Origin of the sequence: Planococcus sp. APC 3900 (assembly GCF_030407735.1) — a bacterium.
Lineage (GTDB): Bacteria > Bacillota > Bacilli > Bacillales_A > Planococcaceae > Planococcus > Planococcus notacanthi.
Genome location: NZ_JASDCT010000004.1, coordinates 212,335 through 231,459, shown reverse-complemented (window position 1 = coordinate 231,459; position 19,125 = coordinate 212,335). Strand labels below are relative to the sequence as shown.

18 protein-coding genes are annotated in these 19,125 nt (G+C 46.0%); 6 read left to right on the top strand and 12 right to left on the bottom strand.

The window, feature by feature from the left end; all coding sequences use genetic code 11:
• Window positions 1-169: 169 nt before the first annotated feature.
• Window positions 170-1,519 (bottom strand): GntP family permease, encoded by a 1,350-nt coding sequence (locus tag QMA04_RS10150; RefSeq protein WP_290185559.1) that lies wholly within the window; start codon window positions 1,517-1,519, stop codon window positions 170-172.
• A 13-nt stretch (window positions 1,520-1,532) separates the two neighbouring features.
• Window positions 1,533-2,663, bottom strand: coding sequence for a glycerate kinase (locus tag QMA04_RS10145; RefSeq protein ID WP_290185558.1), 1,131 nt, complete (start codon window positions 2,661-2,663; stop codon window positions 1,533-1,535).
• A 131-nt stretch (window positions 2,664-2,794) separates the two neighbouring features.
• On the opposite strand from QMA04_RS10145, the gene QMA04_RS10140 reads away from it, so the two are divergent.
• A complete protein-coding gene (locus QMA04_RS10140; protein WP_290185557.1) occupies window positions 2,795-3,871 on the top strand; it encodes a CdaR family transcriptional regulator in 1,077 nt (358 codons plus the stop codon).
• Window positions 3,872-3,994: 123 nt separating this feature from the next.
• Here the strand turns inward: QMA04_RS10140 and QMA04_RS10135 are convergent, their stop codons facing one another.
• Window positions 3,995-4,513 (bottom strand): YcxB family protein, encoded by a 519-nt coding sequence (locus tag QMA04_RS10135; RefSeq protein ID WP_290185555.1) that lies wholly within the window; start codon window positions 4,511-4,513, stop codon window positions 3,995-3,997.
• 290 nt (window positions 4,514-4,803) lie between these two features.
• On the opposite strand from QMA04_RS10135, the gene QMA04_RS10130 reads away from it, so the two are divergent.
• Both QMA04_RS10130 and QMA04_RS10125 read left to right on the top strand, forming a co-directional pair.
• Window positions 4,804-5,313 carry a glycine/sarcosine/betaine reductase selenoprotein B family protein gene (locus QMA04_RS10130; protein WP_191716266.1) on the top strand — a complete coding sequence of 170 codons (510 nt, stop codon included), beginning with the start codon at window positions 4,804-4,806 and terminating at the stop codon, window positions 5,311-5,313.
• A 15-nt stretch (window positions 5,314-5,328) separates the two neighbouring features.
• Window positions 5,329-5,568: a hypothetical protein gene (locus QMA04_RS10125; protein WP_191716268.1), complete on the top strand. Its 240-nt coding sequence runs from the start codon at window positions 5,329-5,331 to the stop codon at window positions 5,566-5,568.
• A gap of 223 nt (window positions 5,569-5,791) precedes the next feature.
• On the opposite strand, the gene QMA04_RS10120 is transcribed toward QMA04_RS10125, so the two are convergent.
• A complete protein-coding gene (locus tag QMA04_RS10120; protein ID WP_191716269.1) occupies window positions 5,792-7,324 on the bottom strand; it encodes a glycine betaine uptake BCCT transporter in 1,533 nt (510 codons plus the stop codon).
• Window positions 7,325-7,544: 220 nt separating this feature from the next.
• Window positions 7,545-7,745 (bottom strand): hypothetical protein, encoded by a 201-nt coding sequence (locus QMA04_RS10115; RefSeq protein ID WP_191716271.1) that lies wholly within the window; start codon window positions 7,743-7,745, stop codon window positions 7,545-7,547.
• Window positions 7,746-7,871: 126 nt separating this feature from the next.
• Here QMA04_RS10115 and QMA04_RS10110 point away from each other — a divergent pair, with 126 nt between their 5' ends.
• A complete protein-coding gene (locus tag QMA04_RS10110; RefSeq protein WP_290185553.1) occupies window positions 7,872-9,176 on the top strand; it encodes an acetamidase/formamidase family protein in 1,305 nt (434 codons plus the stop codon).
• 73 nt (window positions 9,177-9,249) lie between these two features.
• Here the strand turns inward: QMA04_RS10110 and QMA04_RS10105 are convergent, their stop codons facing one another.
• From QMA04_RS10105 to QMA04_RS10090, 4 genes are all read right to left on the bottom strand, one after another.
• Window positions 9,250-10,224 carry an alpha/beta hydrolase gene (locus tag QMA04_RS10105; protein ID WP_191716273.1) on the bottom strand — a complete coding sequence of 325 codons (975 nt, stop codon included), beginning with the start codon at window positions 10,222-10,224 and terminating at the stop codon, window positions 9,250-9,252.
• A gap of 143 nt (window positions 10,225-10,367) precedes the next feature.
• On the bottom strand, window positions 10,368-11,549 hold the full coding sequence (locus QMA04_RS10100) for a Zn-dependent hydrolase (RefSeq protein WP_290185551.1): 1,182 nt from the start codon (window positions 11,547-11,549) through the stop codon (window positions 10,368-10,370).
• Window positions 11,550-11,567: 18 nt separating this feature from the next.
• On the bottom strand, window positions 11,568-12,920 hold the full coding sequence (locus QMA04_RS10095) for a dihydroorotase (RefSeq protein ID WP_290185549.1): 1,353 nt from the start codon (window positions 12,918-12,920) through the stop codon (window positions 11,568-11,570).
• A 1-nt stretch (window position 12,921) separates the two neighbouring features.
• On the bottom strand, window positions 12,922-14,334 hold the full coding sequence (locus tag QMA04_RS10090) for a sodium:solute symporter family protein (protein ID WP_191716276.1): 1,413 nt from the start codon (window positions 14,332-14,334) through the stop codon (window positions 12,922-12,924).
• Window positions 14,335-14,439: 105 nt separating this feature from the next.
• On the opposite strand from QMA04_RS10090, the gene QMA04_RS10085 reads away from it, so the two are divergent.
• On the top strand, window positions 14,440-15,144 hold the full coding sequence (locus tag QMA04_RS10085) for an IclR family transcriptional regulator (RefSeq protein ID WP_191716278.1): 705 nt from the start codon (window positions 14,440-14,442) through the stop codon (window positions 15,142-15,144).
• A 123-nt stretch (window positions 15,145-15,267) separates the two neighbouring features.
• On the opposite strand, the gene nadX is transcribed toward QMA04_RS10085, so the two are convergent.
• Together nadX and QMA04_RS10075 are read right to left on the bottom strand one after the other, a co-directional pair.
• Complete coding sequence (gene nadX, locus QMA04_RS10080) at window positions 15,268-16,047, bottom strand: aspartate dehydrogenase (RefSeq protein ID WP_290185545.1); 780 nt, start codon at window positions 16,045-16,047, stop codon at window positions 15,268-15,270.
• A gap of 301 nt (window positions 16,048-16,348) precedes the next feature.
• A complete protein-coding gene (locus QMA04_RS10075; RefSeq protein ID WP_290185543.1) occupies window positions 16,349-16,897 on the bottom strand; it encodes a flavodoxin family protein in 549 nt (182 codons plus the stop codon).
• Window positions 16,898-17,294: 397 nt separating this feature from the next.
• On the opposite strand from QMA04_RS10075, the gene QMA04_RS10070 reads away from it, so the two are divergent.
• Window positions 17,295-18,170 carry a YitT family protein gene (locus QMA04_RS10070; RefSeq protein ID WP_191716281.1) on the top strand — a complete coding sequence of 292 codons (876 nt, stop codon included), beginning with the start codon at window positions 17,295-17,297 and terminating at the stop codon, window positions 18,168-18,170.
• Window positions 18,171-18,242: 72 nt separating this feature from the next.
• Here QMA04_RS10070 and QMA04_RS10065 read toward each other — a convergent pair whose 3' ends face one another.
• Window positions 18,243-19,055: a TspO/MBR family protein gene (locus tag QMA04_RS10065; RefSeq protein ID WP_191716282.1), complete on the bottom strand. Its 813-nt coding sequence runs from the start codon at window positions 19,053-19,055 to the stop codon at window positions 18,243-18,245.
• Window positions 19,056-19,125: the final 70 nt, after the last annotated feature.

The window sequence follows — 19,125 nt, the reverse complement described above, 5'->3', positions numbered from 1 at the left end:
AGTAAATATATTTAGAATATTCAATTCTTTAGTATCATTTAAGCTTTATCCACTTTCATATTTCTGCATCAATAGGCGTAGAATAAGGTAAATACTTCGGCCCACTAAATAATGCCACACAAAAACCACCTTTCCAAAGAAAGATGGTTTCGCATACACTTACTATTATTTACACAAGAATCGTCCATAAAATCATAGTGAAGACGATCGTTGTTACCCCTTGCAGCAACGTAGCCGCAGTTTGGGCTTTATACGCATCCGTCACTTTCATTCCGCTGAACTGTGTAACGACCCAGAAGAAGCTGTCGTTTACATGGCTCACCGTCATCGCACCGGCTCCGATAGCCATGACGACAAGCGCAAGCGGCACTGCCCCTTCAACGTCAAGTGAAGGCAAAAGAGGCGCAACCAAAGTCGACGTGATGACAAGTGCTGCCGTTGAAGACCCTTGAGCTGTCTTCAATGCTGCAGCAATGAAGAATGGAATCAGCAGGAACACCGAACCGCCTGCCAGTGCAGACAGGTCCATTCCTGAAATGACGTCTGCCACGCCCGAATTCGTGATGACACGGCCGAATGCTCCACCAGCTCCTGTAATCAACAAGATCGGTGCTGCGCTGACCAGTCCTTGTCCAACCAAACCAGACAAGGTTTCTTCGTTCCATTTCGGAAGCAAGAAGAAAGCCGCAAATACACCAAGCAATAAAGCTACAGTTGGTGATCCTAAAAACTTCAAAATATTGGTCAACAAATCTTCTCCGCCAAGGACACTGGCAATCGAACCTGCTCCAATCAATACGACAGGAAGCACAATCGGCAGGAAGGCTTTAAATGTAGAAGGCATTTCCCCAAAGGATTTGATGACTTCTTCATAATTTAAATCGCCGTTTTTGACGGTGTCTTCCGGCACTTCGATTTTCGAAGCGACTTTGACTGCCCAGAAATAACCGACAATTGCTGCAGGAATGGCGGTAACCAAACCGATCAGAATAATTGTTCCCAAGTAATTTTCAGCACCGATGTTGCCGGCAGCTGCAATCGGCCCAGGTGTAGGAGGCACCAATGTATGCGTCGCATACAAACCGGTGGCAAGCGCTACTGACATGGAAGCAATCGACACTTTCGCACGTTTCGCCAGGGCTTTTTTCAAGCTTGATAAAATAATGAATCCAGAATCGCAAAAAACAGGGATTGAAACGATAAAGCCGATGATCGACATAGCCAGCTGCGGCCGCTTTTCTCCGATCAGGCGCAAAACCACTTCCGCCATCCGGTAAGCAGCACCGGATTTTTCCAGAATGACACCGATGATGGTACCGGCGACGATAACGATCCCGATGCTGGTCATCAATCCGCCAAAGCCTTCATTGACGCTGAGTACGACATCCGCAAGCGGCATGCCGGAGGCGATTCCCATGAAGAATGCTCCGATCAATAAGGACAGGAAAGGATGAAGTTTCAATACGGCTGTCAACAACACAACCAATACAACACTTATAGCAATAATCACGAATAACATCTCAACACCCCTTTTATTTTTTCAGGTACGTTTCAACGACCTTGTGCGTTTTGTGTTTCAACTGGCGGAAAGCATCTTTTTTCGATTGTTCCGCCGTTATGTCACCGCCCACCACCGAGTGGATTTCAGTAAAATACGGTTTCAGCAGGGCAAGGCTTCGGCGGTCGACCATCCCGGAAATTAAGATTACGGGCTTGCCCCCTGTTTTCGCAGCTTCTGAAATGCCAAAAGGTGTTTTGCCGGATAAGGTCTGGCTGTCTGTTCTGCCTTCTCCTGTGATGATCAAGTCGGCCGTTTCCACATAGCGCTGAAATGAAATTGCCTCCAACACCACATCGACGCCGCGCCTCATCTCCCCTGCGAAAAACGCCTGCATCGCACCACCGGCACCTCCCGCTGCACCGGATCCTTTTTTATCATGGAGTTTCACGCCGGTGAGCCTTTCGGTGATGTCTGCAAAATTTCGCAGGTTGCCATCGAGTCTCCGGACATTTTCAGAAGTTGCTCCTTTTTGCGGTCCGAATACCGCAGAAGCTCCGTGTTCACCGACCAATGGATTTTCCACATCAGAAGCGATCAGGAAAGTGCTTTCCGTAATGCGCGAGTCAAATCCAGAACGATCCAGTGTCGCCAGTCGCCCAAGTTCCCCTCCGCCGCGTGCCAATGCCTTGCCATTCTCGCCCAACAGTTTCATGCCGAGTGCCTCGAGCATCCCGGCGCCGCCGTCGTTTGTGGCACTGCCGCCGAGTCCGATGATGAAGCGCCGAAAACCAGCGTCCAATGCGTGCCGAATCAATTCGCCCGTGCCATAAGAAGAAGCGATGAGCGGATTCCGTTCATGCTTTTCAAGCAAGGGCAATCCCGACGCTTCCGCAATTTCAATCACACAGGTTTTGCCGTCGCCCAAAATTCCGTAGCTTGCAGAAATTGTTCTTCCAATCGGATCTTCGACTTGCTTAGCGACCAATTTTCCGCCAGTCGCTTCCACCATCGTGTTCATCGTCCCTTCACCGCCATCGGCTGCAGGCAGCAGAACCACGTCTACTCCACTGTCCAGTTCATGAATTCCTGCCGCCATTGCCTGAGCCGCGCCTGTTGCAGACAAGCTGCCTTTAAATGAATCGGGTGCTACTATGATTTTCACTGCAAAACCTCCTTGCCATTCTGTTAAAGCGCTTACATAAAATTATAATGAAAAGGTCAGGGAGATACATTATACTTGATGTATATATTTTTGGCGGAATAGTTAGAATAAATATACATAGAGGAGAAGTTATGATCACAAAACAGTTAGCCGAAGAAATCGTCGAACAAACCATGATCCGCCTGAACCGCAATTTGAACGTCATGGACCCCAATGGCATGATCTTGGCTTCAGGCGAAGCCGAACGAATCGAAAAGATTCACGAAGGCGCCGCGCATGTAGCCAAAAGCGGTGAGACATTATCCATCGCAGAAGAGGATTTAAACAATTGGCACGGCGTGAAACCGGGCATCAATATGCCAATCCACTTCCAAGGAAAATTAGTCGGGGTCATCGGCATCACCGGCAAGCCGGAAGAACTCCAGGAGATTTCAACGCTGGTCCAATTGACGACGGAAATGATGGTCCACCAATCCCTCATCACTTCCCATGTCGAATGGAACCGAAAACGCAACGAGTTGATATTCGATGAACTGACCAGCGGCAAGCCCTTGTCCGCCGCTGTGCATGAACGGATTTTCCAAATGGGCTTGGAAGGCAAGATTTCATTTGTCACATTGCTGATTGAACTGAAGAAAATGCCTTCCCTTTCCCATCGGATTATCGAACAGCTGGAAGAACAATTTTCAGGACATGCCGTTGCCGCTGGCCATTCTCAACTCAATGAAATTTTCCTGTTGGTGGCAAATGACAATCCATCCGAGTTGGAAGCCAAACTATACAATATGCTTCATTTTCTGCAAAAGAACGCACCGGGCAGAATCGGCGTCGGCATTATGGTCGACAGCATATTCGATGTCCGGACTTCTTACCTGGCAGCGCGGAATGCCCTGGATTTCGGAACCCTCGGCCAGCAATTGATTTATTACGAAGATGTGGAATTGTTGGCGCTGTTGAAACGGAATCCCGAAGATGAAGTCGCCAAATTCACCGGCAGAATTCTTGCAGGATTGAACGAATCCCTATGCCAGACACTGACCACCTACTTCGCCGCTAATCAAAGCCAGGGTGAAACCGCTGACCGCTTAAAAATCCACCGCCATACCTTGGGCTATCGCCTGAAAAAGATCCGGGACATTACCGGGTTGGATCCGTCGGAGTTCAAAGACGCGGTCGCTATGTATTTGGCATTGGCGCTAAGAAGCTAAAGCGGGTTATCGATTTCTTTTAAATGCAAAAGCAGCCCGGCGGATGGAATCATCTGCCGGGCTGCTTTTTTGGGGGAGCTGCCACTGTATCGATACATGACATTTAGTGGATGAGTATAGGACTTACACTTTTTTAGTAATCTTGCTATGCAATAATCTTCTGACGCCATCAACATCATCCATCTTATTTTTAGATACAATATAAGCAGACATTCCACTATTGAATAAATAAAAGTTGGATGGGTCTTCGCCTATTTTTTCGATTCCTGACCAAGACTGCATTTTTTCACCTGTAGAACTGATTTCCCGAAGGCCCTCTACGGTAAAAATCATTGTATGGTCTCCCAATATCCCTTCACCTTTCCCTTCTCGAACCATCTTCCGGGCATTGCGCCGGATCAGGCGATAGAAATAAGCAGGATAAAAAACAGCCCATAAAACCCCAAGAATAAAGAACGGAATCATTAAAAAGAGAACCGGCATATCCAATACAAAAGACAAAAAAACGGCCATCACCAAATACATGATCGGTACTGTTATTCGTTGAATCATCAACGATTTCTTCACTGTCTCTGAATTCTTTGCATAGTAGTCGTTAAATTGCAGATATGCCTCTTCGGATATATTGTAGTTGAACTCCACCTGTCCGGCTCCCTTCCACTTTTAAGATCTGCTTCCAAGTCTTCACCTCAACACCAGCTGACTCGTTTACACAGTCTAATAGTAACATAGCAGGAAATAATTCCTAACACATTTCCAGTTACTTTTTTATGTTATTTCCACTCTTCTCATTTCATGAAAATGGATCTAAACGGTGAAGAAAAACAGCAGCTGTATGGCCACGCAATAAAATCACAAAAATCTTAAAGGAATTTCCGAGAAGCCAGCGAATACTATCCAGTAAACGAATGGAACTGGAGGAATGGCTGATCATGAAAATGAAGACACAAGTCAAATCGAAGCTGTCACGGACATTTTCAAGTAATTTCACGAAGGCCTACCAGAAGTTCACCATGAACCATATGAAAGAAAACAAAAGTCTGCCCGAAGCCTTTTTGCAAAAGCCGTTGTCTCAGTGTAAAGTGGCACTTGTTTCGACTGCTGGCGTCCACTTGAAATCGGACGAACCGTTTGACGTGGACAACCCGGCCGGAGACCCTTCGTTTCGGCTCATCCCCAATGACGTCACCGAACAGGAACTGACAGTGACGCATATCTATATCGATACAAAGTTCGCCAAAACCGATCCGTCCATCGTGTTTCCGCTCCAGCAGCTGAAAAAAGCAGCGGCGGATGGAAAGATTGGCGTGGCTTCCAATGTGAACATTGGATTGAACGGCGGCATTCTGGATACAGCCATAGCCGAAAAAGATTTCATTCCAAAAGTGGTCGAACTGTTCAATAACGAAGGCATTGATGCAGCGCTTCTGGTGCCTGGCTGAGGATCTTGCCATAACGTGCTTGGGCTGTATGCCCGGGCTTTAGAAGTTTCACATATTCCAACAGCGATGGTCACCTTGTTCCCGGAAATCACGGACAAAGTCGGAGCTCCGCGCACGCTCCATGTTCCCTTTAAAATGGGCCGTCCATGCGGCGAGCCTTTCGACTTTGAGACAAGAAAAAAAGTGGTGGATCAATTGCTGGAATTGTTGACTCTGCCTCCAGGTACAAGAGCCATCTATCAGGACAAATCATAAAGAAAAGGAGATGCAGTTCCAGTTGATGAACTTCGTCTCCTCTTCCAAATACGTTTCAACAAAAAAGGCGATACCCACAACTCGTTAAGTCGTTGGTATCCCCTTTTTTATGATTCAATTTTCACCAATGAAAGAGTAATAAGCAGGAAGAGAGACAACAGACCAAATGTTCAGCTCGTCAACGTGTCTTTTGGGAAATCGTACACTGCAAACTCCTTCTTTCTTATCGAACTTTTACTTCTTTTTTGGATTCTTTCTTTTTCAACTGGCCAATGCCCATTTCTCTCGCTTCCAGGTTGACTGCTTTGATCAGACTGAAAGTCATCAAAACAATAACCATGGAGAATGGGAAAGCCACGATAATCATCGTATTCTGCAATGCCTGCAGCCCTCCCGAATAGAGAAGGACAAGCGCTGTAGTAGAAAGGAAAAAGCCCCAAATCAATTTGATTCGTACGCTCGGGAAAAGTGATCCATTCGACGTCATCATTCCCAGAACATAAGTGCCTGAATCGGCAGATGTGACGAAGAAAGTGATGATGATCAGAATGGTCAAAATCGACAACGCTAAACTGAATGGATACTGCTCCAGCAAACCGAAGAGCGAAGCTTCAGTCGGTAATGAGGAAAGAGCCACAGCACCCGTATTTTCTCCTGAAATTGCTGCTGTCCCAAATGTCGAGAACCAAATAAACCCGATAAGCGAAGGAATCAACAAGACGTAAACGACAAATTCCCGGATGGTTCTGCCTCTTGAAACCCGGGCAATGAAAATACCGACAAACGGTGACCAGGCAATCCACCAAGACCAATAGAAGATGGTCCAGCCATTGATCCACTCGCGGCCTTCTTCATTGAACGGAGCCAAGCGGAAACTCATATTGACGAATGTCTGGACATACGCACCAAGCGTGTCTGTGAATAAATTCATAATTAATAAAGTCGGCCCAAAAATCAATACAAAAACAAACAGGACAGCCGTCAATCCCATATTGGCGTTGCTTAGAATCTTGATTCCTTTGCTCAGACCGGTTGATGCTGAAACCAAAAACAAAACCGTCAGCACAAGTACGATGACAAGCTGCATCAAGAAACTTGCTGGAATGCCAAACAAGTAGGTCAAGCCCCCGTTGATTTGCGCGGTACCGAAGCCAAGGGTAGTCGCTACCCCAATTACGGTTGACACCACAGCGATGACATCGATCGCTTTTCCGACGAATCCGTCAACACGATCGCCTAATAGCGGGCGCAATGTCTTGCTGATTAAACCGAGTTCGCCTTTTCTGAACGTAAAGTAAGCGACAGTCAGTCCGACAATCCCATAAATCGCCCACGCGTGGATGCCCCAATGGAAAAACGTGTACCGCATGGCGTCTTTTGCGGCTTCTTCAGTTCCTGTGATTCCGGTTGGTGAACTGATGGCAAAATGGCTGAGTGGTTCAGCTGTTCCGTAAAAAATCAATCCAATGCCGACACCGGCGCTAAAAATCATTGCGACCCAAGTTGGGCGTGAAAACTCAGGCTTTTCATCTTGTTTTCCAAGTCTGATCCGGCCAACCGGGCTGAATAAGAAATAAGCACAAACTGCTACAAAAAACGTGACAACCAATAAATAATACCAGCCAAAATGCGTCGTGATAAACGCCTGCATATTGCCTGTTACTTTTTCCAGTGTATCCGGCATGGTGATACCGAACAAAACAAGCACCAACATGATAGCCACTGAACTAAAAAATACTCCTGAAACTTTTTTCATCTTAGTGTATAGCTCCCGTCTTAAATTATTAGCGGCGGGTTTACTTCCATTGGACAACATATGTATACATGCAAAAACCAATATAATTCTTATTTTTTTTGAAGAAGCAATCGTATTTAACCCTTGTAAACTGTTTCGGCCAGCTAACGGACCGGACAGTTTTCCACTTAACTAGTTGTTCTTAACATCTGTTAAATCAGTCTATCTCCCTGCTTTTTCATCACGGAAGCGAACGGCATTTGTCAGCCAAAACCACTCTTCCCGTGATCTTTCCCATGTTTTTGTAACGAGCCATCAGACCATTATACATGATTTCCGCCTCACTTTCACCCCCACCCACTAGATGTAGATTAATCCACGCTAACCACAGACCTGAAATTCCAAAGAAACAAGCTAAACACAGTACGAATATTTTCATCATTAGGCAGCACCTCCTTTATAGCTCTTTTCAGAAAACGGTACATGCCGAAGCTGAAAACTATTAAAGATGTTTTCCACATACTATAATTCAAGTAGTCAGACAATTTAAGGAAAGAGGAGGATTTTTGTGAATAAAACAGCGGTTGAGACATTATTCGTGAATCATTTTGTAGATGGCATTCTGGATCCCGGAAAAGAAATGCTGGGACCAGTAAAAGACGGCGGAACGATCATCGCCAATACGGCGCCGGGCTGTTGGGGACCGATGATTACGCCAAGCATTAAAGGCGGCCATGAAGTGACCAAGCCCGTCTACGTAGAAGGGGCTGAACCCGGAGATGCCATTGCCATCCGGATTCAATCCATTACCGTAACTTCACAAGCCACGGCTTCCGGCAACGACCAAATGATCGAAGACCGTGCAGACGGCGATGGCTACGTAGCAGCCAAGTGTCCGGAATGCGGCACAAAAAATCCCGAAACAGTCATCAAAGGCATCGGCATGGAAGCCATACGCTGTGCTAACTGCGGAGCGGATGCGACTCCTTTTGTCTTCACCAATGGCTATACCATCTTTTTCGGTGAAAAAGGCGATGTCGGCTTGACCTTGCCTCAGGAAGCTGCCGAAACCATTGCGAAAGCTGGACGGACGTTCATGAAAACACCCGAAGCTTCCGTCCAGAACCCAGTGGTGACGTTCGCACCGCACGACTTAGTCGGCACGATGGCACGCATGCGGCCATTTCTTGGCCAATTAGGGACCACACCATCACGCCCGACCCCCGATTCCCACAACGCCGGCGATTTCGGTTCTTTTCTGGTAGGTGCTGCACATGATTACAAGAGCACACAGGAAGAGTTGGAAACCCACCGGACAGATGGCCATCTGGACGTCAACCGGGTGCGTGCCGGCGCTGTATTGATTTGTCCAGTGAAAGTTCCCGGCGGCGGTGTTTACCTCGGCGATATGCACGCCATGCAAGGTGACGGTGAAATCGCTGGCCACACTGCAGACGTTTCGGGCATCGCCCACCTCCAGGTTCATGTGCTGAAAGGCTTGAACATAAAAGGACCGATCTTGCTGCCGAACGTTGAAGACTTGCCGTACACGGCGAAACCTTTCACCGCAGAGGAAAAACATTCCGCACAGCAGATTGCAGACACCTGGAACGTCACTAAAATTGAAGAATCCTATCCGGTGTCCTTTATCGGATCTGGACCGAACTTGAACGATGCCACAGAAAACGGACTCCAGCGTGCCGCGGATTTCTTCGGCGTCACTGTTCCAGAAATCATGAACCGTTCGACCATCACCGGCGCCATTGAAATCGGCCGCCATCCGGGCGTCGTCACCGTGACCTTCCTGGCTCCCGAAAAATACCTCAGCAAAACCGATCTGCTGGAGCTGGTAAAAACCCAATACGGACAATAGAAACAACCGCCATTCCGGAAAAGGAATGGCGGTTTATTTTTATTATAAGATAGCCACAATCTCCCCTAGTTGATTAACGTTGAGGCGCAAAGTAATGTACAGCCGCATACTTGAAAGATTCCATCAAAAAGTCCCTTGCCGCCTTGCTGATGTCTGCTTTTGGACTGATGATGTCAAAGCCATGGTAAGCGCCTTTGTACATCCTGAAGTCGACAGGAACACCGGCAGCTTTCAAATCAGTGACATACTGGATCGTCTCATCACGGAACGGCTCGATGTCTCCGACAAACGTGACAGCTGGCGGCAAGTTACGGTAATCCGCTGCACGGCCAGGAGCGGCATAGATGGGCACATCTTTGTTGAACAATTCACCAAGATACAATTTCCAGCCCCACCGGTTCGTGTCTGAATTCCACACATAGGCGTTGTTGTCCCGTGCAGATTCCGACAGCATCCGGTCATCGAGCATTGGATAAAGAGGCATCTGGAATGCCAGATTTGCAGTTCCTCTATCACGCGCAAGCAATGCCAGTGCAACCGTCAATCCACCACCCGCACTTTCGCCTCCCGCCATCAGCTGATCGTCGCGAATTCCCAGTTCTTTTGCATGGGCTTTCATCCATAACAGGACTTTGTAACAATCATCCAGCGCTGCCGGATAAGGCGCGTCGATCGACAGCCGGTAATCCGGTGCCACAATGACACAATCGCTTGTGTCGATCAAACGCTTGTACAAGTCGTCGCTCATCTCCGGAACTCCTTGCGCGTAACCGCCGCCGTGAATCCATAAGACTCCGGGTATATTCTTCACCCGACGGAGCGGTTTATAGATTCGTACACGAATAGAAGAACCATCTCCGCGGCTCACCCACTCTTCGCTGCACGCCAAGCCTTCCTTGTCTCTCCCTTTAAACCGTTTATCCATCTGGTTTTTCGAATTGTGCATCGACTGGATAAACGCCTCTTCCGACGATTTCGTTACCAACTTATCCAGCAGCATCCCTTTGAACCTCAATTGCTTATTGACCATTGCGCACGAAAATTTCATGTTTTCTCCCCTTTCAAACAATCTGCATTTCTTTCATATTTCTTAAATAGTAAGCCAAATTTTCCAAATTAAAAAGTTTGAAAAATAAAAACCACATTCGAAGTCCGCTTCGAATGTGGTAGGATGCTGAGACATGAGATCCACTAGTTTAATTCCGCAGCCAACTTCAAAACACTTCCCAGTAGTACATTGGCACCTTTTTCAATATTACTGGGAGCTGCATATTCTTTGGGGTTGTGGCTGATGCCATGAAGGCAAGGAATAAAGATGAGGCCTGAATCCATAACCGCTGCCAATGAGTTGGCATCATGGTTGGCTCCGCTCATCATTACCTGGTAATCCACTCCAGTTTCCTTGCAGACCTGTTTGGTTGTCGCAATTAATTTTTCCGATAGGTCAGAAGGGGCTTTTTCGATATTCGGATTGATCGTCACCTTGTGATGGACAGATGCGTAACTTGAAAACCGGTCCGCAATTTCACGCATCATTTTGATGTCTATGCCTCTGATTTCGAGCGTGAAATCAACTTGTCCCGGCACCACATTGGCTAAATTCGGGTGAACAGCCAATTCTCCCACTGTTCCAACGTTCGGCTCGCCGAATATTTTAACGATTCGTTCAAACTCCAATAGAATCTTCGCTGTGCTGATCAACGCATCATCCCGTTCATTCATCCCCATAGTACCCGAATGCGCAGCTTCTCCATGAACCGTGACGTCAAGTCGCTTGATTCCAGCAATCGCGTGGACGATTCCGATATCCGTACTGCTGGCTTCCAATTTTTTACCCTGTTCGATATGAAGCTCTAAATAATTACTGTAATGTTCCGTACCTGCTGTTTCTTTCACTTGCTGAAGAGTAAATGGTGTATTGGCCAGCCTTTGGATAAAATCATCGTCAAACTGAATTTGTCCACAAAATGCACGGCTTCCAAATGTGCCGCCCAGAATATTGGCTTCTTCACCACGGAAAGCCACAACTGTTACAGGTCTGTCCAATGGTTCTCCGCTCTCCGCCAATGTGATTAACACTTCCAATCCCGCAACCACACCCAATGCCCCATCGTATTCGCCTCCATTTCTGACCGAATCCAAATGCGAACCGATCAGAATACCGTTCCCACTTTCCGGCCCTATAGTTCCAAATACATTACCGATGGCGTCGCGATGCGTTCGGATAGCATACTGCCGGCATTTTTCAATGAACCAGTCCAAAGCTGTTTGTTCTTGTTCCGTATAAGCCAGACGAGTAATGCCTTCACCGTCTGAGCTGATTTGATTCACCTCAGCTAAGAGTTCCATTAATCGTTGATTGTTCACTTTCATTTCCTGCTACATCTCCAATCATTCGTTTGGTTTAACAAAACGGCCAGTTCCACGCTCATTCACACCCACTTCAGCGGAGTACACCATTTGTCCTCTGACAAATGTCGCTTCAATTTGATTGTTTACTTGATGGCCATGGTAAGGCGAAATATCAGATACGGAGAGAAAGTTGTTTTCATCTATTTCCCATGCTGTATTATTGTTAATAACCGTAATATCAGCATCTTTCCCCAACTCAATTGATCCTTTGTGGAGTAGATTGAAACGCTTGGCAGGAGCGAGTGCCAGCAAATCAGCAAAGTGGCTTACAGACAACTCCTTGCTCCGTATTAAATAATCAAACAGCAACGGAATCATAATTTCCAGACCCGGAGTTCCTGATTTCGCTTTGAAGATATCGTCATCACCGATTGACTTATCCGCTTTTTGCCACGGTGCATGGTCAGATGTAATAAAGTCAATGCTGTCATCGAGCAAATAGCCTTCAAGTTCCGCCACTTCCTGAGGCTGTCGCAGAGGTGGATTAATTTTTGCTTTAGGACCGTGTTTCTTCAGATCCTCCGTAGTCAATAATAAGTAATTGTAGCAAGTTTCCGCTGTGACATTGGTTCCCTGCTGCTTGAACCAATTGATGTAATCCAAGCTTCTCCCATGGCTGACGTGGACGATATGCAGTTTTGCATTTGTCCAGGAAGCCATATCCAGCAACTTGATGACCGCAGTCGTTTCTGTCACTGGTGGTCGGGTCAAATTGTGGTAAATCGGTTTCAACTGATTGTTCGTTTGGGCTTCTTCGATATACCGTGTCAGCAATTCATCATTTTCTGCATGGAAAGCGATGACCAAATCTCGCTCCGCCGTTTTCTTCATTGCTTCCAAAATATCTGCGTCCGCGATTCTCGGAAAACGATATGGATCGGTTTCAAAGGTCGATAACTTAAAGGCTGCCACTCCGGCATCCGCCAACTCATCGATTACTTTTGTGCCATTTTCTTTTGGAATTGTTCCCCATAAGGCGATATCGACTACGGACTCTTTATTGATGATTGCGATTTTCTTGTTCAGCACTTCGGCATTCGCTACTGGGACCGGCAAATCATACGGCATATCCAGGAAAGTTGTGATTCCGCCTTTCGCCGCTGCAAAAGAAGCCTGTTTGATTCCTTCATTTGGATTGCTGTAGCAATGGACGTGGGCATCGATAAATCCAGGGAATACGAAGTTTTCTCCGTAATCATGAACATCTTCCCCTTCAAGCACACCTGTTGTCTTTGAAATTTCGCTTATCTTTCCACTATTTATTCCAATTTCACCTAAGAAATCTTCATTAGGTGCCACAATATGTCCTTTGATTACTTTTTCGAATTTCATTTTAATTCTCCTTCACTTTCGTGGATGTGTTCGCGACCGATAAAACGATATACGATGCGATTAACCCCACCATTGATGCAATCAAGCCATACAGGACATACAAGTCTGAACCAAGGAAATGGGCAATTCCAGAACCTGCTATTCCCATGACAATACTGGCGATTCCGGCACGATGATCCAAGACGTTCTTATCTCTCAGGATAAACCCTCCCAGAATGGGAACGAGCAATGCCGATACCGAATAGGCGAATGACGCGACGATCCAACTGAGTGCCTGGGGATAGAAGTTTGCCAGCGAAACAGCCAATGCCAAGACAACTACTGATACGATTCGTGATACCGAAACCAGTTTCTTTTCTTCCACTTTTGGATTAACGTAATTTGTGTAAATGTCTTTCGTGATAGTCACAACGACTGACTGGACCGCACTGCTCAACGTAGACATGATTGTGGCCACGATGAATACAGCAAACATAATCAAAAACCAACTTGGTGTCTGTGTCAAAAACCAACCAGTCGCATTTTCAGGGTTATCCAAAGAAGGATTAAGAGAACGTACAGTCAAACCAATTGTAGACGACCAAAATGTTGCAAGCGCAAACAATAGAGCGGTTACACCAATGGAAATGGTCGCGTTTCTTGAGTTATCTGCAGAGAATATACGCTGGTATAATTGCTGATTGGTCAAATTTCCTGGCATGACTCCAAATACCCAAAACAGCACTGTCCCCATTCCCACACCGACAAGCCCGCTAGGAAAATCCGAAATCTCGTTTGGTGTATTTGTCATGATGGTTTGGAACCCACCGCCCATATCCATCGCCATGAAGAAAGCAACGATAGCTCCGACAGCCATCGCACAACCGAAGATAAAATCTGTCCAAGCCACTGAAGTCATTCCAGCAGGCAAGACAAATGCCAAACTGATGACCGCAAAAATCGTTACCATCAGTGAAGCATCCACCCCAGTAATGGTCGAGAAGATCTTTCCGAAACCGACGAGCTGTGTAATCATCCACCCGAACGGAACAATCAAGGTACTCAAAATCGTCAAGACAGATAAAACCGGATGGTTTCCATAAATTGTTTTGATGATATCCGGCATTGTTTCAAACTCACTATTTCGAAGCCATTTCGCCATAAACAGGAACGGAATAAAACCAATCATGGTCAATAATCCATACGTTAACGTCGACCAACCGCTCGAATAGGCCGTTCCCACCAGACCAACAATTACAGCGCCTCCCATGACCGTCGCAAACTGAGTGCCGATTTGAACATAAAGCGGAAGTGAACGGCCTCCTACGTACCAATTTTCAATCCCTTGTTTTTTTCGTCCCAAAAAATAAGAAAAAAGAACAATCCCAAACAACACAATGCCGATAGTCAGAAACAAAACTACATTTGTACTCATAAATTAACCCCTTTGTGCTTTGATTTATTATGTGGAATCGTATATTATAAAGAATATTAAGACAAATAAAATGTCTCGAATTATGGGACTGTTAGGAGTGGGTAGATGAGCTTTCAAATTTTGCAGCTTTTCCATACAAACAGTTCGCCACTTCATATCGATAAGATTTTGGCTGAAACGAATATCCCCAGAAGTTCCTTATACCGCCAAATCAAAGGACTGCTTCAAGCAGGACTTCTGGAAACAGTAGGAAAGGGCCTTTATGCACCAGGTTGGCTGGTCGATGAAATTTCACGCGTAAAAGAAGATTCCTTCTCCTCGCTAATTGAGGCAGCATTGCCGATCATGCAGGAACTCAGTGACGATTTAGGCGAATCCATCAACCTGACCGCAGTCAAAGGTTCTAAAGTAGTCGTGTTGGCACATTTGGAAAGCAAGCACAACCTAAGATACTCCTACGAAGAAGGGCAAATTCTCGATATTTTCAGAGGAGCTTCTTCCAAAATCCTGCTGGCCTATTTAGCTGAAGAACACCAGCAATTCCTCATCAACTCCGCCTCTTCCCCATCAGATAAAGAAACGATGGAGCGGGAATTGGCTGAAATCAGAAAGAATGGATACTCGCTGACTAATTCCGAAGTCGACGAGAGCGCCATCGGCATCTCTGCCCCAATTCTTCGGGGAGGTAAATATATACTTGGTGGCCTATCTATTGCGGGACCGGATTTCCGGATAAACGAAGACAAAATAGAAGAGTATATCCATCGTTTGAAAGAAGCGGCTGCAGACATTTCTTTGATGATGGAATAACAAAAGACGTTTCCTGCAAAGCCAATTATGGCTATGCTGGAAACGTCTTTTGCTATGAATTCAATGAATGGCAAAGTAAGACGATCCGTAGGAAATCTGCCTTCACTGCCCATCTGCTTATCTTCAGTTCCCAATCTTCAACGCGGAATCTTTATTCTGCAGAACGGCCAGAATGCTCAATGCCGCGAGAAGACTCGTTTTCGGATTGCTAGGCATCGGATTGTTTTCGACTTGCAGCTGCATCTTCCCGAATTCACCTTCCGCTTCGATGGTGTGGGTGTTTTGTTCAATGGACGGGTCGACGACGATGCGCACTTTTGTCTTGTCGACACCAATTCCAGCAATCGCAAGCACCAGTGCCACATTGACGTTCTTCGGAAATTTCCCGACGGCTTCGTATGCAGAACCTTCGAATATCACTTTTTCTACATCTGCTTCCATGCCAAGCGAGGCTGGTGATTTTCTGGTTGTGATTCGGACCCGCTCCAAGCCACCAGCCGCTTTCGCCGATTGCAGGACGTCCAGCCCACCGATGGCACCGGACGGCAGATAGATATACGTACCCGAAGACTCCGCCAGACTTTTCAATTCTTCAAAAAAAGCAGCTTCTTTAAACACCCCGATGCTGCTGACCACGAGGTCTTTCTTTTGAGCCACCACGTCTTTCAAGTAGAGGCTGGCCGCTTCCACAGTAGCTGCTTCCACTACGATATCAAGCGGCAATTTCAAGAATGCTTGAAGATCTGTATAGAAATCGACTTGAAACTGTTCACTCAACCGATGGCCTGCTTCTTCGTTGCGCCCGAAAACTGCGGTTATTCTTCCGTTCGCCAGCCCGTTATGGTTCATTTGTTCCAATAAATACGTAGCAATATTGCCGGTTCCGATGATTCCAATATCCATGATTGGCCCTCCTTACGTAAATGGGCGAAAACTTTCTGCCTCACCCTTCTCGCTGATCCATAAAACTGTGCATACTTCCCTATACCCTTAAACAGTGAAATGCCATCTTTATTGATTTAAAGATGGCATTTTTCTTATATTCTATTCTTACCGTAACCGAATTCCTTCATTCACAGAAAGTAGTTTTTCATTTTCACCTATAACTTTGCGGTCAATCTCCATTATCTATCTGCTTCTCTCTATAGCCAAAAAAGACTGTATACCCAATCGATTAAACGACGCGGGTCTACAGTCTGTTGCTTTACAGGAGCACCTTTTCTTTTTGGGTATGCAAGGCCATTTCAATAAAAAATTGAATTTCTTCATTAAGTTGCTGCAGATGCTGCTTTTCAACGCGGAAGTTGGTGGCGTACTTGATCTTATTACGCTGCTCTTCCGGAAGCAGGTTGTTGATCCACAGTTCAGCAGCTGCTATTGGTTTTTGCGGCGTCAGAGCGGATAGTTCGGCTGCTATTTTTTCCCGCTGTCCAGCTGCACCACTGCATAAGGTGATAAAGGAATAATCCGTTAACTTGTCTTTTTCCATTTGGATGAATGTCCGCATCGGTGCGGCAACTTTTCCTGCCCACACAGGTGCCAAGAGAATAATCGGTCCATAGTCGCTGACATCAAAATCCAACGGAGCCAAGCGCGAATTGCGCTTCACCAGGAAATCCATAAGGATGGCCAAATCTTTCCGTTTCTTTTTCTCTTTGATTTCATACATGTCACAGCCGATTCTGTCGCGCAGTTCGATTGCCAATTTTTCATTATTTCCTGAGTGGGAATAATAGACGATCAACGGTTTCATGGAAGAACCTCCTAAGTATTTAGCATTGAGGAACCATGGCTGGTTGGCGGCTGGGTTTCTTTCGAAAATTTGGCTTTAAGGTTTTTTGGCAGAGTGCATTTATTCCTAACAAAACCGGTAATCTCTTATAAAATTCAAAGTCATAATAGTACAATTCCAAGACTCTGTCAATCTAACGCCTTCACAATACAAACCAATTAAATACGAAGGCAAAAACCATATTTGATCGGCATCGTTCAGAATTTCCCCTTCCCTATTGAGCGAAGATTCGTCGAGATTTTATCTATACCAGATTGCGTTTTTTCAAATTCATCCTACTAAAATAGCAATAAAACGATTATATTTAATAGTTAGAGAGAAAAACTACCACCATGAAACGATAGGAAAGAGGATTAAAATGACTGCACCAGACACGAAACGAAAAGCGAACAAAGCGAAAGTGATATTACGGGCCTTGCCCATCATCATCGGTGCGTTCATCACCGCATACGGCCTTGAAGCTGTCTTGATTCCAAACAATGTCTCAGACGGCGGAATCACAGGCCTCAGTATCGTCGGCTCCCAATTATTCGGCTTGCCGCTTGGCTTGCTGATTGCTGTACTGAACATTCCATTCGTCTATTTAGGTTATAAGCAGATTGGAAAAAGCTTTGCCATCTACTCCATCATCGGCATCGCTTCCCTTGCTTACGCAACAACCATTATGCACCACATCCCGACCATCATTGAAGGAGACACTTTATTGGTTACGGTGATCGGCGGGATCATCATCGGTTTCGGCATGGGCCTTGCCCTCCGCAACGGCGGGGCGCTCGATGGCATCGATATGCTGGCCGTGCTGCTTTCACGCAAATTGCCATTCGGGACAAGTGACATGATCTTGTTCCTGAATATCTTTGTCTTTATTGTCGTCTCCTTTGTGTTCGGCCTGCAAGGCGCATTCCTTTCAGGAATCGCCTATTTCATTGCTTCTAAAGTGATTCATCTGGTTGAAGAAGGTTTCAGCGGATCCAAGACGTATAAAATCATTTCGCAAGAACCGGAATTGCTTGTCCAGACCATCTACGACCGGCTTGGACGCAATGCCACTTACAGTTTCGTGAAAGGTGCCTACACGAACGAACAGTATAAAGAAGTTACGTGCATCATCAACCGGCTGGAAGACAGCAAAATGAAAGAAATCATTTTTGAAATTGACAAGAACGCATTCGTCGCAGTTTACGATGTAGCCGAAGTTCGAGGCGGAAGTTTCAGAAAACGGGATATTCATTAATGGGGCAGAAAGAAAAAGCAGACACAAAACTCCTGAAAAGAGCTTTTGTGTCTGCTTTTATCTTTAAAGACTTTATTGATCCGAATGTCTCAAGAAGAGAGAGTTTCCGTTCTTAATGAATCTCCAGATTGCCGCAATCAGGAAAATCACGATGCCGGCAATCAAAAAGCCTTGGATGGCCGCCGCTAATTCCGGATTGACCCGACCGCTCGCATACGAACCATAAATTCCGAAAAACGCCCATGCTAAAGGCAGTGGATAGGCCGCATTTTTATACTTCGTCAAATAAATGAGGACAAATGCGACAGCAACCGCCAAGATGATCAGCGTCCAAACCGAATAAGAAATGCCGAAACCGTTCCATTCCAGCTGAACCAAAAGCAACGAGACATTGACGACGGTCGCGATGGTCACCCATGCACAGTAGAACGTGAAACTTAGTCCTGCAAGCGTCGATGGAACTTCAAAGCGATGCGTATAGATTTTCCCGATGATAACAAGCAAAGAGAACAACATGCCGATGATCAGAACCGTGGAAATGCCCAATCGCTCATAGGAAAACGCAATGATCCAGCCCATGTTGCACAGCGAAAGCAAGACAAACCATGGCGTGATCAACAAGACCAGCTTGATGACTTTTGCATCTTTCCGTTTAATAAACATATAGACCAACGTAATCAGCACCAGACTATAGATGACGCCCCAAATCGAAAACGTAAAAGGCGCTGGTGAGATCAGCGTCAAGTATTGGTCGGAGATATCTCCTTGGCTCTGGCCATTGAAAAATCCGGAAGAACCGAGGTAATTAACGCCAAGCGTCAAAAAATATAAAACCAAATTCACTATGGTGAAGATCGTGGTTTTTTTCACCGTACTTTCATTCATCTTAACGCATCCTTTCAGTCGTTTTTTCTATTGTTCCATGAAGATCGCTATACACAGCCGAATCCAGTCA

Coding starts and splice junctions, on each gene's coding strand:
- QMA04_RS10140 (WP_290185557.1), top strand. CDS start 2,795: ATGATCACAAAACAGTTAGCCGAAGAAATCGTCGAACAAACCATGATC.
- QMA04_RS10090 (WP_191716276.1), bottom strand. CDS start 14,334: ATGAGTACAAATGTAGTTTTGTTTCTGACTATCGGCATTGTGTTGTTT.
- QMA04_RS10105 (WP_191716273.1), bottom strand. CDS start 10,224: ATGAAATTTTCGTGCGCAATGGTCAATAAGCAATTGAGGTTCAAAGGG.
- QMA04_RS10115 (WP_191716271.1), bottom strand. CDS start 7,745: ATGATGAAAATATTCGTACTGTGTTTAGCTTGTTTCTTTGGAATTTCA.
- QMA04_RS10065 (WP_191716282.1), bottom strand. CDS start 19,055: ATGAATGAAAGTACGGTGAAAAAAACCACGATCTTCACCATAGTGAAT.
- QMA04_RS10075 (WP_290185543.1), bottom strand. CDS start 16,897: ATGAAACCGTTGATCGTCTATTATTCCCACTCAGGAAATAATGAAAAA.
- QMA04_RS10150 (WP_290185559.1), bottom strand. CDS start 1,519: ATGTTATTCGTGATTATTGCTATAAGTGTTGTATTGGTTGTGTTGTTG.
- nadX (WP_290185545.1), bottom strand. CDS start 16,047: ATGGATATTGGAATCATCGGAACCGGCAATATTGCTACGTATTTATTG.
- QMA04_RS10070 (WP_191716281.1), top strand. CDS start 17,295: ATGACTGCACCAGACACGAAACGAAAAGCGAACAAAGCGAAAGTGATA.
- QMA04_RS10095 (WP_290185549.1), bottom strand. CDS start 12,920: ATGAAATTCGAAAAAGTAATCAAAGGACATATTGTGGCACCTAATGAA.
- QMA04_RS10100 (WP_290185551.1), bottom strand. CDS start 11,549: ATGAAAGTGAACAATCAACGATTAATGGAACTCTTAGCTGAGGTGAAT.
- QMA04_RS10085 (WP_191716278.1), top strand. CDS start 14,440: ATGAGCTTTCAAATTTTGCAGCTTTTCCATACAAACAGTTCGCCACTT.
- QMA04_RS10130 (WP_191716266.1), top strand. CDS start 4,804: ATGAAAATGAAGACACAAGTCAAATCGAAGCTGTCACGGACATTTTCA.
- QMA04_RS10120 (WP_191716269.1), bottom strand. CDS start 7,324: ATGAAAAAAGTTTCAGGAGTATTTTTTAGTTCAGTGGCTATCATGTTG.